Source organism: Sphingopyxis sp. (assembly GCF_034380315.1).
GTDB lineage: Bacteria > Pseudomonadota > Alphaproteobacteria > Sphingomonadales > Sphingomonadaceae > Sphingopyxis.
Window position 1 is genome coordinate 210067 of the sequence record NZ_JAXMPB010000004.1, and the last position, 17437, is coordinate 227503.

14 protein-coding genes and 1 tRNA gene are annotated in these 17437 nt (G+C 65.6%); 9 read left to right on the plus strand and 6 right to left on the minus strand.

Features of this window, described 5'->3' with window-relative positions:
• Nucleotides 1-6 precede the first annotated feature (6 nt).
• From U0S50_RS09170 to U0S50_RS09185, 4 genes are all read right to left on the minus strand, one after another.
• Nucleotides 7-3249, minus strand: coding sequence for a CusA/CzcA family heavy metal efflux RND transporter (locus U0S50_RS09170; protein WP_322308473.1), 3243 nt, complete (start codon nt 3247-3249; stop codon nt 7-9).
• Between the two features lie 3 nt (nt 3250-3252).
• The gene (locus U0S50_RS09175) at nt 3253-4422 is read right to left on the minus strand and encodes an efflux RND transporter periplasmic adaptor subunit (RefSeq protein ID WP_322308474.1); all 1170 of its coding nucleotides are present in this window, start codon (nt 4420-4422) and stop codon (nt 3253-3255) included.
• 109 nt (nt 4423-4531) lie between these two features.
• Nucleotides 4532-5839, minus strand: coding sequence for a TolC family protein (locus U0S50_RS09180; protein ID WP_322308475.1), 1308 nt, complete (start codon nt 5837-5839; stop codon nt 4532-4534).
• Between the two features lie 65 nt (nt 5840-5904).
• Entirely contained in the window at nt 5905-6261 is a 357-nt protein-coding gene (locus tag U0S50_RS09185) for a hypothetical protein (protein WP_322308476.1), read from the minus strand.
• Between the two features lie 416 nt (nt 6262-6677).
• Between U0S50_RS09185 and U0S50_RS09190 the strand changes: the two genes are divergently transcribed.
• The 7 genes from U0S50_RS09190 to U0S50_RS09220 all read left to right on the plus strand — a co-directional run bounded on the left by U0S50_RS09190 (nt 6678) and on the right by U0S50_RS09220 (nt 14160).
• Nucleotides 6678-7085 carry a DUF3703 domain-containing protein gene (locus tag U0S50_RS09190; protein ID WP_322308477.1) on the plus strand — a complete coding sequence of 136 codons (408 nt, stop codon included), beginning with the start codon at nt 6678-6680 and terminating at the stop codon, nt 7083-7085.
• 59 nt (nt 7086-7144) lie between these two features.
• Complete coding sequence (locus tag U0S50_RS09195; RefSeq protein ID WP_322308478.1) at nt 7145-7483, plus strand: hypothetical protein; 339 nt, start codon at nt 7145-7147, stop codon at nt 7481-7483.
• A gap of 63 nt (nt 7484-7546) precedes the next feature.
• The gene (locus tag U0S50_RS09200) at nt 7547-8782 is read left to right on the plus strand and encodes a TolC family protein (protein ID WP_322308479.1); all 1236 of its coding nucleotides are present in this window, start codon (nt 7547-7549) and stop codon (nt 8780-8782) included.
• Complete coding sequence (locus tag U0S50_RS09205; protein ID WP_322308480.1) at nt 8779-10041, plus strand: efflux RND transporter periplasmic adaptor subunit; 1263 nt, start codon at nt 8779-8781, stop codon at nt 10039-10041. The genes U0S50_RS09200 and U0S50_RS09205 overlap by 4 nt, the downstream gene beginning before the upstream one ends.
• A 17-nt stretch (nt 10042-10058) precedes the next feature.
• Nucleotides 10059-13220 carry a CusA/CzcA family heavy metal efflux RND transporter gene (locus U0S50_RS09210; RefSeq protein ID WP_322308481.1) on the plus strand — a complete coding sequence of 1054 codons (3162 nt, stop codon included), beginning with the start codon at nt 10059-10061 and terminating at the stop codon, nt 13218-13220.
• Between the two features lie 113 nt (nt 13221-13333).
• Entirely contained in the window at nt 13334-13930 is a 597-nt protein-coding gene (locus U0S50_RS09215; protein ID WP_322308482.1) for a cation transporter, read from the plus strand.
• Between the two features lie 107 nt (nt 13931-14037).
• Complete coding sequence (locus tag U0S50_RS09220; RefSeq protein ID WP_322308483.1) at nt 14038-14160, plus strand: hypothetical protein; 123 nt, start codon at nt 14038-14040, stop codon at nt 14158-14160.
• On the opposite strand, the gene U0S50_RS09225 is transcribed toward U0S50_RS09220, so the two are convergent.
• Nucleotides 14131-14207: transfer RNA gene (locus U0S50_RS09225), tRNA-Arg, on the minus strand. The two genes, U0S50_RS09220 and U0S50_RS09225, sit on opposite strands and share 30 nt — an antisense overlap.
• A 382-nt stretch (nt 14208-14589) precedes the next feature.
• On the opposite strand from U0S50_RS09225, the gene U0S50_RS09230 reads away from it, so the two are divergent.
• Entirely contained in the window at nt 14590-15657 is a 1068-nt protein-coding gene (locus U0S50_RS09230) for a YeiH family protein (RefSeq protein ID WP_322308484.1), read from the plus strand.
• Nucleotides 15658-15688: 31 nt separating this feature from the next.
• Here U0S50_RS09230 and U0S50_RS09235 read toward each other — a convergent pair whose 3' ends face one another.
• Entirely contained in the window at nt 15689-16540 is an 852-nt protein-coding gene (locus U0S50_RS09235) for a zinc-ribbon domain-containing protein (RefSeq protein WP_322308485.1), read from the minus strand.
• Nucleotides 16541-16698: 158 nt separating this feature from the next.
• Between U0S50_RS09235 and ftsE the strand changes: the two genes are divergently transcribed.
• Nucleotides 16699-17427 (plus strand): cell division ATP-binding protein FtsE, encoded by a 729-nt coding sequence (gene ftsE, locus U0S50_RS09240; RefSeq protein ID WP_322308486.1) that lies wholly within the window; start codon nt 16699-16701, stop codon nt 17425-17427.
• The last annotated feature ends 10 nt before the right edge of the window (nt 17428-17437 follow it).

A 17437-nucleotide genomic window follows, 5' to 3' on the forward strand; every position in this document is an offset into this window, starting at 1 on the left:
CCTCTCCTATTCAGTGACCGGCTCGCCGGCCGGTTCGGACTTGCGTTTCATGAAGGGCGGCTGCCAGTTCGAGCCGAGCACGACCTTGGCGATCGCCGGCAGGACCAGCAGCGTCAGGATCGTCGCCGCGATGAGACCGCCGATGACGGTCGTCGCGAGCGGCTTCTGCACTTCGGCTCCTGTGCCGGTCGCGATCGCCATCGGCACGAAGCCGATCGCGGGCACGAAACCGGTCATGATCACCGCGCGCATCTTCTCGGTCATGCCCTCGCGGATCGCCTCGACGAGGGGCATGCCATCCTCGAGCCGTTCCCGGATCGCCGTCATGACGACGAGTCCGTTGAGGACCGCGACACCCGCAAGGCAGATGAAGCCCACCGCCGCCGACACCGAGAAGTTGATCCCGGTGAGCGCGAGGGTGAACACCCCGCCCGCGAGGCCGAGCGGCACCGCGAGGAACACGGCGGTCGCGCGCCCGAAGGTGCCGAGCGCCATGTAGAGCAGGATGAAGATGCCCGCGAAGCAGAGCGGCACCACGATCGAGAGCCGCTTCGACGCCGCCTGAAGGCTTTCGAACTGGCCGCCCCATTCGAGGTAATAGCCTGCCGGAAGCTTCACTTGCGCGATCTTCTGCTGCGCCTCGGCCACGAAGGAGCCCGCATCGCGGCCTTCGAGGTTCACCTGCACGACGACACGCCGCTTGCCGTTTTCGCGGCTGATCTGGTTGAGCCCTTCGGTCAGCCGGATCTGCGCGACCTGCGCGAGCGGGATTTGACCGCGCGTGCCACCTTCCTGCGGGAGCAGGACGGGGATGGCGCGGATGTCGTCGAGATTGACACGGGTCGCATCGGGGACACGAACCGTGATGTCGAAGCGCCGGTCTCCCTCATAGAGCAGGCCGGATTCTCGGCCGCCGAGCGCTGCCGACACCGTGTCGGCAACTTCCTGGACCGAGAGGCCGTAACGCGCGATCGCATTGCGATCGAGCTTCACGTCGAGCGTCGGCGCGCCGCCGACCTGGTCGGCCTTGACGCTGCCCGCTCCCGGTATGCCCTGGAGGACGCGCACCATCTCGTTAGCCGACAGCGACATCTTGTCGAGGTCGTCGCCGTAGAGCTTGATGGCCACGTCGCCGCGGACGCCCGCGATCAGCTCGTTGAAGCGAAGCTGGATCGGCTGGCTGACTTCATACATTTGTCCGAGCTGGCCGCCTGAGGCCTTCTCGATCCGCTCCACGACATCGGCCTTGCTGTCGACACCCGCCGGCCACTGGTCCTGCGGCTTGAGGATCACGAAACCATCCGAGATGTTCGGCGGCATCGGGTCGGTCGCCACCTCGGCGGTACCCGTCTTCGAGAACATCAGCTCGACTTCGGGCAGCTTGGTGATCGCGGCCTCGACATTGCGCTGCATGGCAAGCGACTGTTCGAGGCTGACCGACGGGACACGCGTCGAGGCGAGCGCCATATTCTTCTCGTCGAGCTGCGGAATGAATTCCGAGCCGAGGAGACCGAAGGCCGGGATCGCCAACAGGAAGAAGGCAAGCCCGCCCCCGATGAACGGCCACGGACGCGCGATCGCCTTGTCGAGCAAGGGCAGATAGCGTTCCTTGGTCTTGCGGATCGCCCAGACTTCCTTCTCGGCGACCTTGCCGCGGATCATCAGGGCGACGAGCGCGGGAACGAGCGTGATCGCGAGGATGAACGCCGCGACCAGCGCGAGCATGATGGTGATGGCCATCGGCGAGAAGGTCTTGCCCTCGACGCCGGTGAACATCAGCAGCGGAGCGAAGGCGAGCAGGATGATTGCTTGGCCGAAGACGGTCGGTTTGATCATCTCTTGGCTGGCGCGCATCGTCTCTTCGAGACGCTCTCGAAGCGACAGCAATCGCCCTTCATGTTCCTGTCTGTGCGCCAGTCTCGCCAGACAGTTTTCGATGATGATCACCGCCCCGTCGACGATCAGACCGAAGTCGAGCGCACCGAGGCTCATCAGGTTACCGGGAACGCGGAAGGCATTCATGCCCATCGCCATCATGAGGAAGGAGAAGGGAATGACGAGCACCGCGATGATCGCCGCGCGCCAGTTGCCGAGCAGGAAGAAGAGCGCGGCCGCAACGAGCAGGGCCCCTTCGGTCAGATTCTTCTCCACCGTGCCGACCGTTGCGTTGACGAGCTTGGCGCGGTCGAGAACGATTTTCACCTCGACGCCGGGAGGAAGGGTCTTCGAGATCTGCGCGATCTTCGCCGACACATCCTCCGCGACCGTGCGGCTGTTCTGGCCGATCAGCATGAGCACGGTACCGATGACCGCCTCCTTGCCGTTCATGCTCCCCGCACCGGTGCGCAGGTCGCCGCCGATCTTCACATTGGCGAGCTGCCCGACGGTAACGGGAACCCCGCCTCGCGTCGCGACGACGGCGTTGCGGATCTCGTCGACCGAACGCACGCGCGCATCGACGCGCACGAGATAGGCTTCGCCCGCCCGGTTATAATAGTTGGCACCGACTGCGAGGTTGGCGCGTTCGAGCGCTTCACCCAGTTCGCTGTAGGAGATGCCGTAGCTGGTGAGGCGTGTCGGATCGGGTTCGACGACGAAGGTCTTGGCATAGCCGCCGATCGAGTCGACGCCGGCAACGCCGCCGACCGACTTCAATTGCGGGCTGACGATCCAATCCTGCACGGTGCGCAGGTAGCCGGCCTTCGCCACCTCGTCGGTGAGCACGTCGCCTTCGGCCGTCAGATAGCTGCCGTCGGGCTGCCAGCCGGGTTGCCCCGCGACCTTCTTCGCGCCCTTGCCGTCGGGATTCTTGTAGCCGACGGTATACATGACGACTTCACCGAGACCCGTTGTCACCGGCCCGATTTGCGGCGTGACGCCATCGGGCAGATTTTCACCCGCCTGGAGGAGGCGTTCGCCCACCTGCTGGCGCGCGAAATAGAGGTCGGTGTCATCGGTGAAGATCGCCGTCACCTGGCTGAAACCGTTGCGCGAGATCGAACGGGTCGTCTCGAGCCCCGGAATGCCGGCCAGCGAGATTTCGACCGGATAGGTGACGAGCTTTTCGATTTCGACCGGCGACAGGCGCGGGTCGATCGTGTTGATCTGGACCTGTTTGTTGGTGATGTCGGGAACCGCGTCGATCGGCAGCTTGGTGAGCTGCCAGACCCCAAGGCCCGCGACGACGAGGAAGAGAAATAGCACCGCCCAGCGCGCGCGGACGGATAGCGCCATCAGTTTCGCGATCACGGCTTATTCCTCCTCGCCCGCGCCCTTGCCGAGTTCGGCCTTGAGCAGGAAAGCGTTCTTGGTCGCGACGATCTGGCCGGGCTTCAGACCCGAGAGGATCTCGACACGGCCGGCGCTGCGCTGGCCGACGGTGACCGTCTGGGCGCGGAAGCCGTTGTTCGTCCGCACGAAGACCACGTCGCGGCCTTCGAGCGTTTGAAGCGCCTCGTCGGAGATCACCATGCGGGCAGGACCACCAACCGCGGCGCCGCGGCTCGGAAGCAGGCGGACGCGCACACCGAGACCCGGCTGGAGCGTCCCGGACACATCGAGTACGGCGGTCGCCGAGCGGGTGTCGCCCGAAAGGCCGGGCGTGACTGCCCGCACCCGCGCGTCGATCGTCTGCCCGTCGGGCAGCTCGATGATCGCTCGGTCGCCGGGGCTGAGGCGCTGGGCATCGGCGGGGCCAACGGCGGCCTCGATCTGCACCTTCGAGGGATCGGCCACCCGGAACAATTCGGTTTCGGGCTGGACGAAGGCACCGAGGCTCGCGGCTTCGGACGTGATACGCCCCGAGATCGGGCTCGCGACGATCACACTGCTGCCGTCGCGGGTGACCTGCGCGGCGCTTGCCGCGGCGCGGGCGCGCTGGGCTTCGGCGGCGGCGGCCGCCGCTTCGGCCTGCGCCCGCTCATAATCGACGCGCGCCGACACCTTCTGGTCGAGCAGGGTCTTCTCGCGGTGGAGATTCTTCTGCGCGAGCGTCGAGCGCGCATCGGCCGCGACCCGCTCGGCCGCGATCTGCGCGGCGTCGCGGCTCTGGACGATGGCGATCGTCTCGCCGGCGCGGACCGGATCGCCGAGCCGCTTGAAGAGGCGCGTCACCGCACCGCCGGCGCGGGCGGTGACGATCGCTTCGCCGCTTGGCGCGGCGGTGACGGTCGCCTGCGAGATGATTTCCGAGCCGAGTCCGCCCGCTCCGATCGTCTCGACGCCGATCTCGGCGGCCTTGATCGCTTCGGGGGTGATGACGAGGCTGCTCGGGGCCGCTTCGGCCGCCGCTTCCTCGCCGCCTTCGGCAGCTGGCGCCGGGGCGGGATCGGCGGTGCAGCGCGCGACACCGAAACCGGTGACGGCTGCGAGCGCCATGGCCCCTGCGACGGTGCCGAGGAGACGCTTGTCCTTGGTGATCATATTCTATCTCCGAAAATTGAGGCAGCTCGCGCGAAGGCCTCCGCGCGCCTGTTGCTGATGAAAGCCGGGACCGGGCGCGGGGCCCGCTCCATCGGAAGGGCCCGCCGGGTCATGGCTGATGGTCCGCGTCGCCGTCGGCGGCCGCCTGCCTCGCGAGGATCGCGCGGGCCTCCGCGCGCGCCTGCCGCGCCGCGATCAGCTCGGCCTGCGTCGTCGCATAAGCCTGCTGCGCGTCGATATATTCGACGAGCGTCGACTTGCCGGCGCGGTAGCTGAGTTCGGCGAGCCGGACGCCTTCGCGCGCCTGCTCGATGCCGCTTCCCTCAAGCGCGGCGAGGCGGGCCTCGGAGGCTTCGAGTTCGGCCTGCGCATTGGCAATCTCGGCCTGCGCATTGACGACCGCATTCTCGCGCCGGGCAATCGCCGCCGCGACATCCGACCTCGCGGCCGAGATATTGCCGCGGTTGCGGTCGAAGACCGGAAGCGGGACAGAGACGTTCGCGATCAGGGCGCGGTCGCCGGTTTCGCGAAGCTGGCGCACCCCGAAGCCGACCGACGGATCGAGACGGCCATCGGCGCGCTGACCCTGAAGGCGAGCCTCGGCGATGAGCTTCTCGGTTTCGGCGAGGCGGACGTCGAGCGTCTCGAGCGCATCGGCCGAGGTCGGCGCAACGCCGAGATCGCCATCGGCGAGTTCAGCGGGCGGCACGGTCGCGCCGAGCAAGGCGGCCAGCGAGCGCCGTGCCGTCAGCTCTTCGGCCTCGGCGGTGCGGAGCTCGGCGGTCGCCTGCACGAGCGCCGCATTGGCGCGGAAGGCGCGAAGCGGCGGCTCGTTGCCGGTGTCGACCATCGCCTGCGCGACGCGGACGAGTTCGCGGGCGCGGGCTTCATTCTCGCGGGCGAGCGCCAGATTGTCGCGTGCCGCGATCGCGGTCGCGAACTGGTTGCGCACGTCGAAGGCGAGGTCGGCGCGCGCAATCTCGAGGCGATATTTCGCGGCCAGGAACTCGGCGTCGGCGAGGGTCATCCGCGCGCGGCGGCGGCCCCCGACGTCGATCCGCTGGTTGACCGACACCGTCGTTTCGAGGCCGTTGAACCCCGAATAGGGCCCGGTGCCAGCAAAATTCTCGACATCGACGTTGAGCGTCGGGTTGTAGCGATAGCCGGCCTGGCGCTGGCGACCGCGTGCGGCCTCGACTTCAGCCTGGGCGGCGACAACGCGCGGCGAACGCGCATCGGCTTCCTCCATGGCCTGTGCAAGCGACAGCCGCGCGGGGAGAGGGCCCGTCCTGACGGCTTCGCCGGTCTCGGAAGGGGGGCCTACGACGGCCGCATCCCGTGCCTGCGCGGCAGCGGGCGCACCATAGCCGGCGGCCACAAGCGCCGCGAGAGACGCGGCGGCGAATATATACTTCATGAAAAGGGGACTCCTGACGTTTCCAGGGAATGGCGCACGCGAAGGGCGCGCGCAGACCTAGAGCGTCAGGCGATTGGAGGGCGGAACGTCCCTAAAAAGGTGGCAGGCGGCAAGGCGGCCGCCATCATCTGCGCATGCGACTGGCCAACAGGTATCTCGCTCGAAGCGGCGAGCGCTTCGGCGGGCACACCCGAATGATGACCATGACAGCCATGCGGTGCGGCGGGGGTCGGCTTCTGGTCGTCCGAGGATTTCTTCTCGGGTTCGGCGGCATCGGTAGCCGGCGTCGACATGCATCCCGGATCGAGCCCGACTGCCGCCAGGCTCATTTCGGCACGTTCCTCATTCGCATGCGCGATCGAACCCGCAATCGTTCCCGATGCGAGAAAAATCGTCAGCAAGAGGAGAAGCACCCGTCGCATTGAGCCCGCCCCTAGCATCGGAACCCTCCTTTGGAAAGAAGAAGTTGGTTAGCGGTGGCGCATGCCGACTTGGCAGTGGGCCCAAGCACCCTGTAACGTTATCACATTTCGGCCTTCGTTCCAAAATGTCACTTGGCGATTACTTCATCGCAAGCATCATAATGCACTATAATAGCAAACCAGAGCGATGGACGTTCATATCTCTTGGGTCACATCATCCAAGAAAGTGGATCGCCGTGGCCAGCTATATTTAAGCAAATTGGCCGACTGTTGTTCGCGACCCCATCCGCTTTCTCTTCTCGCCGGTCAGCCGGGGCGGCGGAATCGTCCAGTCGTTCATCCGCCACATGCAGGCTTGACCCTGTAGCTACTACAGGGTGCAAGAGGGGGCGGGACGAAGAGGAGGGAGAAAAAATATGGCCGCAACGATCGAAACCATGCTTCCGCGAGCTGCTGCTGATCCGATTTTGCACGAACAGCGCCGCGCTTTTGCCGATGCGCGGCGAATCGGTGATTCGGCCGCGGCCTGGAAGGCGCTCGAATGGGAGCATATCGTCGCGCAGCCCTATATGGATGCGCATCTTGCCTCGCACTGGCGCATGCTTGGCTATGCCGTGTCGCAGGGCGATTGGCGCGAATCGGGCGGGCAGGCATTTCGCCTCATGCTTGTGCCGCTCGGTTCGCTGACCGGCCGCTTGCCGATCGGCAACAGCGGGCGTGCCCGGATCAGCGCATTCCGCAACATGGCCATCCCCGACGCGCTCGCTGCCCGGATCGAACAGGCGCGCGTCGATACAGATTTGCACGGCGATCGGGCAAATTAATCGCGATGCCGCGGCAAGGGGTCTTCCGAAACAGCCCTTTGGCTGTTAGGGGCGCGACGATGTCCGGCGCTCCGCTCCGCCTGTTTATGCTGTTTGTCCTGCTGCTGAGCGGGTTGCACATGGCTGCGCCTGCGGACGCCAGCATGCCGCATCACGCCGACAGCGCCCATGTTTTCATGCACAATGGGCCCGATCAATTGTCGGGCGGCGACGCTTCCGGTAGCCAGCAGGACGCGGACCTTCACGGCAGCCATCATAATTGCCCGGTCGCCTCCGACCAGGCGCTCGCGGGCAGCGACAATTTTCGCTGCTTCTCGGGCGGACTCCTGTTCTCCGTGCCTGCGACCCGCCTCACCTCGCGCGCCATCGCGCCTCCCCTGAACCCGCCCCTCGCCTGAATCAGCCTGCCGCGCGACCCTTTCCGGTCTGCGCTCAGCCGACTCGTTCAGGAGTGAATCAATATGCATATCCGTATGCGCGCCGCCCTGTTGGCCGGGGCTGCGCTGCTGGCAGGGTCCGCTTGGGCCCAGCCGCTAACGCTCGACCAGGCGGTCGAGCGGGCCATAGCCGCATCCCCCGAGATTAGAGCGGGCGAAGCAGGCGTTGATGCCGCGCGCGGCGACCAGTTGCAGGCAAGGGTTCGTCCGAACCCGACGGTGTCGGTGGACATGGACAATGCCGCCGGAACCGGAGGCTATGGGCTGTTTCGTCAGTCCGAGCTGACCGTCACCTATTCGCAGCCGATCGAGCGCGGCGACAAGCGTGCGGCGCGCATGGCGCTCGCCGAACGCGGTGTCGTGCTTGCCGAGGCGCAATGGCGGGTCGTCCGGCTCGACATCGCGCAGACTGTGCAGCGAGCGTATATCGACGTCCAGATCGCCGAACAGATGGTCTGGATCGCCGAAGACCGGGTCAAACTCGAAAAGGAGATGCGGAGCGAGGCGATCCGGCGCGTCCGCGGTTACAAGGACCCGCTGTTCGTCGAGACGAGGGCCGATGCCCGCATTCTCGAGGCCGAACTGGCGCTCAAGGAAGTGCAGGCCAAGCGGATCGCCGCCCGGTCGCTGCTCGCATCCTATTGGGGCGGCAGCGCCGACGGGCTCGTCGTTTCGGAAGGGATCGAGAAGCCCGATCCGCGCGATCCGCCGCTCGCCGAAGCCGATACCGCGGTGTTCGATGCCGCGGTCGACCGCGCTCGGGCGCAGGTCGTCGTAGAGCAGAGCCGTGCGGTGCAGGACTATACGGTCTCGGGGGGCACGCGTTTCCTTCGCGAGACCAATGATATCGCGGTCCTCGGCGGGGTGTCGATCCCGATCGGCCGTTTCGACCGCAACCAGGGTAATATCGCCCGGGCGCAGGCCGAACGACGGCAGATCGAGTTCCAGTCGGAAGCGAACCGCCTCGAACGGCTTCGCCGCCTCGCCTCGCTGCGGGCCGACGCGGACGCTGCGCGGGTGCGGGCCGAAGGCATCATGAACGAGGTCTATCCGAAAGCGGTCAAGACCCTCGCACAGGTGCGCGAAGGCTATGCGCGCGGCGGCTTCCTATTCGCCGACGTCCAGGACGCAGCCGACACCATCATCCAGATACAGGGCCAATGGGCCGAGGCGATGACGACCTACCGCGACGCGCTCGCGGAGATCGATCGCCTGACCGGCCGCTTCGACGCGGCCCCTCTTGCGGAGACAAATCCATGAAGACTTTTCCGTTTCGCGCCGCGACCGCGGCGTTGTTCCTCGCCGTGCCACTGGCGGCCTGCGGCGGCGGCGCCGAGGGCGAAGACAAGCATGAAGAAGGCGAAAGCCATGGCGAAGGCGAAGGCGAAGAGGAGAGCGAAGGTCCCAATGGCGGACGCCTCCTCAAGAGCGGCGACGTCGCGGTCGAGGTGACCATCTTCGAGAGCGGCACCGAGCCCCAGTTCCGCGTCTATCCGACCGTGGCGGGCAAGCCGGTCGACCCGAAGAGCGTCCAGCTCGCGATCACGCTGACCCGCCTCGGCGGCGACGTCGATCGCTTCACCTTCCGCCCGCAGGGCAAGTTCCTCGTCGGCCAGGGCGTGGTCACCGAACCGCACAGCTTCGACGTCGAAGTGGTCGCGGTGGTGAATGGCAAGCGCCATGTCTGGAAATATGCGAACCCCGAAGGCCGCACGCGGATCGCCGCCGATGCCGCCAAGGCCGGCGGCATCGAGACCGCGATCGTCGGACCCGCGACTGTCGGCGAAATGCGCGAACTCTATGGCACCGTGCAATTGTCTCCGACCGCCCGCTCCGAGATTCGCGGCCAGTTTCCCGGCCGCGTGGTCTCGGTCACCAAGGCGGTCGGCGACACGGTCCGCCGCGGCGAACTCCTCGCGCGTATCGAATCGAGCGAGAGCCTCCAGGTCTATCCCGTTCACGCAACGGTCGGCGGGGTTGTTGCCGAGCGCAACGCCAATCCAGGCGATGTGACCGATGGCCGCGCGCTTTATGTGGTCACCGATCCGGCGCAGACGACGGTCGTGTTCAACATCTTCCCGCGCGATCTCGCGACGATCCGGCCGGGGATGCAGGTAACCGTCGAGACGCAGGACGGGGCGGCGATCGCCACGGCGCGCCTGGGCCAGTTCCTCCCCGAGGGCAATGCCGAGGCGGGAACCGCGCTGATGCGCGCGACGATCCCGAACCGCTCGGGCGCGCTCCGCCCCGGCATGGCGCTGCGCGGACGCGTGATGGTCAATCCCGTCAACGTCCCGCTCGCGGTGCGCACCGAGGCGATCCAGCCCTTCCGCGACTTCAAGGTGGTCTATGCCAATTTCGGGCAGGACTATGAGGTCCGGATGCTGAAGCTTGGTCGCTCGTCGCCCGAATGGACCGAGGTCCTGTCGGGCATCAAGCCCGGCACATCCTATGTCACCAAAGGCAGTTTCCTCGTTCGCGCCGACATCGAAAAGTCGGGCGCGGGCCACGACCATTGATCGGGGAGTAGGAAATCATGCTAGCCAAAACCATAGGCTTCTCGATCCGGCAACGCTGGCTCATCCTCGCCGTCGTCGCGCTCCTCTGCGCGATCGGGGCGTGGAGCGCCACGAAGCTTCCGATCGACGCCGTTCCCGACATCACCAACGTCCAGGTCCAGATCAACACCAAGGCGGAAGGCTATTCGCCGCTCGAATCCGAGCAGCGCATCACCTACCCGATCGAGACTGCGATCGCGGGCATCCCCAATTTGAGCTACACGCGCTCGATCTCCCGCTACGGCCTCAGCCAGGTCACGGTGGTGTTCGAGGATGGCACCGACATCTATTTCGCGCGCCAGCAGGTGAACGAAAGGCTGCAAGCCGCAAGGGGACAGCTGCCCCCAGGCATGGAACCCGAAATGGGACCGATCTCGACAGGTCTCGGCGAGATCTTCATGTTTTCGGTCGAGGCCAAGCCGGGGGCGAAGAAGCCTGACGGCACGCCCTACACGGCGGAGGATCTGCGCACTCTCTCGGACTGGGTGATCCGTCCGCAGATGCGCACGATCCCCGGCGTCGCCGAGATCAACACGATCGGCGGCTATGCCCGCCAATATCATGTAACCCCCAACCCGGCTTCGCTGGCGGCGCTCAATCTTTCGCTGAACGACGTCGTCACGGCGCTGGAAAGCAACAATGCCAACCGCGGCGCCGGCTATGTCGAGCGCAGCGGCGAGCAGATCCTGATCCGTGTTCCGGGTCAGGCCGCGAATGAGCGCGACCTGTCACAGATCATCATTACGACGCGCGGCGGCGTGCCGATCCGTATCGCCGACGTCGCCGACGTTGCGATCGGCTCGGGCCTCCGCACCGGCGCTGCGACCGAGAATGGCAAAGAAGTCGTGCTCGCCACGGTGTCGATGCTGATCGGGGAAAATCCCCGCGTCGTCGCCCAAGCGTCCGCCGAACGCCTCGCCGAAGCGTCGCGCGCGCTGCCGCAGGGCGTCGAAGCCCGGCCGCTCTATGATCGCACCGCGCTCGTCGAGCGCACGATCGCGACGGTGCAGAAGAATCTCGCCGAGGGCGCGCTGCTCGTCATCGTGATCCTCTTTCTGCTGCTCGGAAATTTCCGCGCCGCGCTCATTACCGCGGCGGTCATCCCGGTCGCGATGCTGATGACGCTCACCGGCATGCTCCAGACGCGGACATCGGCGAACCTCATGAGCCTCGGGGCGCTGGACTTCGGTCTCATCGTCGACGGCGCCGTGATCATCGTCGAAAATTGCCTGCGCAGGCTCGGCGAGGCGCAGCACAGGCTCGGCCGCCTGCTCGATCGCGACGAACGTTTCGGCCTCGTCGCCTCGGCAAGCGCCGAAGTGATCAAGCCGAGCATCTTCGGCGTGATCATCATCACCGCGGTCTATCTGCCGATCTTCGCGCTTGAAGGCGTCGAGGGCAAAACCTTCCACCCGATGGCGATCACGGTCGTCCTCGCGCTGACGGCAGCGCTTATCCTCTCGCTGACCCTCGTTCCCGCCGCCGTGGCATTGTTTGTCACGGGCAAGGTCGAGGAAAAGGAAAATTGGCTGATGCGCGGCCTCGGCAAGGGCTATCGCCCGATGCTCGACCGCGTTCTCGACTGGCCCAAGGCCGCGCTTGCCGGCGCGATCCTGCTGGTTGCGCTGAGCGGGGCGGCGGCGACGCGGCTCGGATCGGAGTTCATCCCCGATCTCGACGAAGGCGATATCGCAATGCACGCGATGCGCATTCCGGGGACCAGCCTCACCCAGTCGATCGCGATGCAGGAGGCGCTCGAAAAGCGCATCCGGCAATTCCCCGAGGTCGAACGGGTGTTCGCCAAAATCGGAACGCCCGAGGTGGCAACCGATCCGATGCCGCCTTCTGTCGCCGACAATTTCATCATGCTCAAGGACCGGAAGGACTGGCCCGATCCGCGCAAGCCGCGCGATCAGCTTGTCGCCGAGCTCAACAAGGCGGTGAACGAGGTGCCCGGCAACAATTATGAGTTCACCCAGCCGGTGAAGATGCGCATGAACGAGCTGATTGCCGGCGTCCGCGCGGATGTCGCGATCAAGCTTTTCGGCGACGATCTCGATCAACTGCTCGAAACGGGCCAGGCGATCGAGGAAGTGGCCGGCGGCATATCGGGTGCGCAGGACGTGAAGCTCGAACAGGTGACCGGCCTGCCGATGCTCTCGGTCACGCCCGACCGCGACAAGCTGGCGCGCTATGGCGTGAGCATGGAGACGGTCCAGGACGCGGTATCGACCGCGACCGGCGGACGGCAGGCGGGCGAGCTGTTCGAGGGCGATCGGCGCTTCGACGTCATCGTCCGGCTCCCCGAAGCGATCCGCACCGATCTCGCCTCGCTCGGCAATCTGCCCGTCGCGCTTCCGGCCGGCGGTTTCGTTCCGCTGTCAGAGTTGGCGGAGATTTCGTTGGCGGCGGGACCGAACCAGATCAGCCGCGAAAATGGGAAACGCCGCGCGGTGATCACGGCGAATGTCCGCGGGCGCGATCTCGGATCGTTCATCGACGAGCTGACACAAAAGGTCGAAGGCGAGGTCGAACTGCCCGACGGCTATTATGTCGAATATGGCGGCACCTTCGAACAGCTTCAGTCGGCGAGCGCGCGCCTCCAGATCGTCGTTCCGCTGGTCCTGCTGCTCATCTTCGGGCTGCTGTTCATGTTGTTCGGCTCGGTACGCGACGCAGCGATCGTCTTCTCGGGCGTGCCGCTGGCGCTGACCGGCGGCGTCGCGGCGCTGGCGCTAAGGGGCATACCCTTGTCGATCTCGGCGGGCGTCGGCTTCATCGCGCTCTCCGGCGTCGCGGTGCTGAACGGCGTCGTGATGCTCTCCTTCATCAAGGATTTGCGCGAACGGGGCAAAGGCCTGCTCGACGCGATCCGCGAAGGGGCGCTGACCCGGCTGCGGCCCGTCATGATGACCGCGCTCGTTGCGTCGCTCGGGTTCGTGCCAATGGCGATCAACGTCGGGGCGGGCTCGGAAGTGCAAAGGCCTCTGGCAACGGTCGTGATCGGCGGGATCATCTCGTCGACCATCCTGACGCTGTTGGTGCTGCCGGCGCTCTACCTGCTGGTCCATCGCCGGAGCGCGAAGGCCGAGGAAGAAGAGCTCGCAGGTCCGCGCCAGGAGCAGAAACTCGCGACCTGACCGTCATCCCGGTCGGCGCTTCCCCCCTGTCCGCGCCTTCCGGGAGACGACACTGGGCGGAACCCAAATGGGTTCCGTCCCCTTTTTGAAGCCGAGGGGCGAAGGAGTTTGTGATGGCTGAGGACATTGCGAAGGTGAAGGACGAACGGCGGACGCTGTGGATCGTCCTGCTCCTCAATGCGGCGATCGCTGCCGCCTTCCTCATCACCGGAGCGATGGGCGATTCCAGCGCACTCATCGCGAACGGCCTCGACAATCTCTCCGATGCCGCGGTGTACGCCCTCAGTCTGGTCGCGCTGATGCGCGGCATGAAATGGAAGACGCGCGCCGCCACCGCTTCTGGCGTCATGCTCCTGATTTTCGCCGCCGGTGTCCTGCTCGACGTTGGACGGCGCTATCTGCAAGGCAGCGAGCCGATCGGGAGCACCATGATGATCATGTCGGCGGTCGCTGCGGTCGTGAATTATGCCTGCCTCCGACTGCTCCAGCGCATCGAACAGCCTGACGTGAACCTGCGGGCTGCCACGACCTTCAGCTTCAATGATTTCATCTCGAACGGCGGCATCCTGATTGCCGGCGTCTTGGTCTGGTGGCTCGGCACCAACTGGCCCGATCTGCTCGTCGGTTTTGCGACAGCCCTCATCGCCATCAAGGGCGGCATCGAGATTTTGCGCGACGCAAGGCAGGAAAGCCGCCAGCAAGAAGTTTGATTGGCGATTGCGCAGGATGGGCTCGCGGGCCGGATTCGAGCCACCGCGATATTGCGTGCGACACCGCGAAACCGGGCATTTACCCGTTGGCTCTATTGCCGGCGACCATGATCTATGGCCCGACCGACATGTGCAACGACGACAACGCCATCTATGACGAGGGCGAAGAGATTCGAACCCTCGACCCGAAAATGCTTGAATGGCGCACCCGACAGGATTCGAACCTGTGACCTTCGCCTTCGGAGGGCGACACTCTATCCAGCTGAGCTACGGGTGCTTCGCGGCGCTGCCTAGCCGGTCGAACCGGTGTTGGTCAACGGATTCGATAGCTCGGTCTCGAGACCGGTCTGACCGCCGCTGATATCCCATCGCTTCCGGCAGCTTTCTGGACTTTGCTTCCGTGGTGCTTCCGTGAGACGATAAAGTTACGATCCGCAAAACGGATGGTAGGAAAAGCGACGCATTTTCAGGTGTTTAGGAAGAAAGAATTCCCGCCAATGCGGCTTGACACCTGCCTTCGGAGGGCAGCGCTCTATCCAGCTGAGCTACGGGTGCTGATTGAGCGAGGCCTCTAGCAAGCTGTGCGCCCGCCAGCAATGGCCTATCGACCGCAGGGCGTCGATGTGCCAAGCGGCACGGCGCAAGGGGACGAAAAACCGATGCGTGCATCCGAACAAAGCTGGCCGATGGCCGCCGATCTTTATGGCGAATTGCAACTGGAAGCCCGCCCGCCCACGCGGCGGCGGTGGCGGGACTATCTACCCGGCGTGCTCGTCACGGCGATTGCCGCGCTCGCCGCGGCCTGGCTGTCCGACCATTATGCCGCGCCGATCGTTCTGATGGGGCTGCTCATCGGTCTGGCGCTCAGCTTTCTGTCGCAGGACAAGCGCACCCACGCGGGGCTCGATCTTCTGTCGCAGACAGCGCTACGCATAGGCATCGTCCTGGTCGGCGCCCGCATCACCGCCGCCCAATTCGTCGAACTGGGGCCGCTGCCCTTTGCCCTGCTGCTGCTGATAATGCTCGCCGTTATCGTCGTTACCGTCGCGAGTGCCCGGCTGTTCGCACAAGATCGTCACGCCGCGCTCCTCGCCGGCGGCGCGACGGCGATCTGCGGCGCCTCTGCCGCCCTGGCACTCTATTCGTTAATCGGTGAAAAGCGGGTCGACCAGGCCCGCTTCACCCTCACGCTGGTCGGCATCACCGTCGCCAGCGCACTCGCCATGACGCTCTATCCCGTCCTCGCCCGCGAGTTCGGCCTCTCTGATGCCCAAGCCGGCTTCCTGATCGGCGCATCGATCCACGATGTGGCACAGGCGATCGGCGGCGGCTTTTCCTATTCGGCCAATGCCGGTGAGATCGCAACGATCGTCAAGCTGACCCGCGTCGCCCTGCTCGCACCGATGCTGATGCTGGTCGCGCTATGGCTGGGCCGCGGATCTGGACGGCCGGACGGCGAAGCGAGGCGGATTCCGCTTCGCCTGCCCTGGTTCATCATGGGCTTTCTGGCTATCGCCGCAGTCAATTCACTGTTCGCTTTTCCAGACGCGCTGCAAAAGGGAGCGGGGAGTGCGGCGCAGGGGCTATTGCTGCTCGCCATCGTCGCAACCGCGATGAAGGCCCGGCTCGCGCTACTGCTCGATCAGGGGTGGCGCTGCTTCGTCCCCATCATCATCGCGACCGGGACCAGCTTTCTGCTCTCGCTGGCCGCGGCCGTCAGCCTGTGAAGCCCTGACACCGAATCAGCCGGCCGATACGTCAATTTTTCGGCAGCGACCAACTTACCGTAAGCTGCGTTGCGCGGCGAGGAATGTCGAGCTTCGCCTCGCTAAAATTGACCTTTTCATTTGGCGGCAGCATCCGCACCGGGGGCTTGATCGTCCAGCTGTAAACGATCGTACCCTGCGCATCGCGAAGCTCGGCCAGGATGGGCGGGACACGCTGTTCGCGGTCGGTCGGATTGATGATCACGCCCGACGCAGCAAAATAGATCGTTCCGTCCGCAAGTTCGCGATGGTCCTGGTTGGGCGGCAATTCGATGACGAGGTCGGGCTCGCCCGCTGAACCGCCGATGCCCAGCCCTTGAGCCCAGCCTGGCAGCCCGAAGTAGGCGAGGCTGGCGGTCGTGGCGACCATCAGCACCGCCGCGACCGCCGCCACTGCGGTCCAGCGCTTGGCCGGGTTGCGGCGCGGACGACGGAAAGGCAGCGGCGGCTCTTTTTCCTCGGCCGCAACGGAAGCAGTGCGTGGCTGCGGGTCGGGCGCCGCCGAAAAGGCACTCGGAGGCGGGGGCGCGGCAACCTCCGTCACAGCACCGTCCGGCGGGGTTTCGGCAGGTGTCGATGGGACGGAAGCGCTATCGGGGACGGTTGGGGCTGCGGGCGATATCGCCGCATCCGAGGTCGCCGCGACCGCGTCTTCACCTCCCGGTTCGGCAGGCAGCGGCGCCGCTTCCATCGGTCCGGCAGCCAGCTCGAGCGGCGGCTGGGCGGCGGGTTCCTGGAACCAGCTATGGCGGCAATTGGCGCAGCGCACCGTGCGCCCGGTCGGCCCGATCGCCGTATCGGGCACGACATAGCGCGTATGGCAGGACGGGCAGGCTAGGATCATGGCCTCCTCTAAACACGCTGATTCGCGGCGTTGCAAGCGCCGCGTGGCGCTTCCACCTTGTCCTCGCCGAACAGCCGTGCAACAGGCGTCGCTATGGGCGGCACAGCTGGACAGTCATCCCGGCGAAAATTCGCGCGATTGGGCGCCAAGGTGACGTCATGACAGAGGCGCGGCCACCGCGGCCGGGCGGCGCCATGGTCGAATTCGACGGTGTCGGACTGCGCTATGGCCCCGATGCCGAAGTGCTGAGCGACATCAGTTTCAATCTACAGCCCGGCAGCTTCTATTTTCTGACCGGTGCATCGGGCGCAGGCAAAACCTCGCTTTTGAAGATGCTCTACCTCGCACAGCGGCCAAGCCGCGGCATCGTACGGCTGTTCGGGGAAGATCTGGTGGCAATGCCGCGCCACCGCCTGCCGGGCTTTCGCCGCCGTATCGGCGTCGTCTTCCAGGACTTTCGCCTGATCCCGCATTTGTCAGCTCGCGACAATATCGCATTGCCGCTGCGGATTGCCGGCGTGGGGGAAGAGGATCTGGCGGGACCCGTTGGCGAAATGCTGAGCTGGATCGGCCTCGGCGGCCGCGCCGATGCCTTTCCTGCGACCCTGTCCGGGGGCGAGCAGCAGCGCGTCGCCATTGCCCGCGCCGTCATCGCGCGGCCGCAACTGCTGGTTGCCGACGAACCGACAGGTAACGTCGATCCCGACATGGCAATGCGGCTTTTGGGATTGTTCGAGGCGCTGAACCGCCTTGGCACCACCGTCGTCGTTGCCACCCACGACATCCACCTGATCAGCCGCATCGAGAACGCCCAGATGATGCGCCTGGAGAAGGGAAGACTCTCCGACCCGACCGGCGCTCTGCGCTATCCACCGAACCGGGCATAGGGTGGATCGT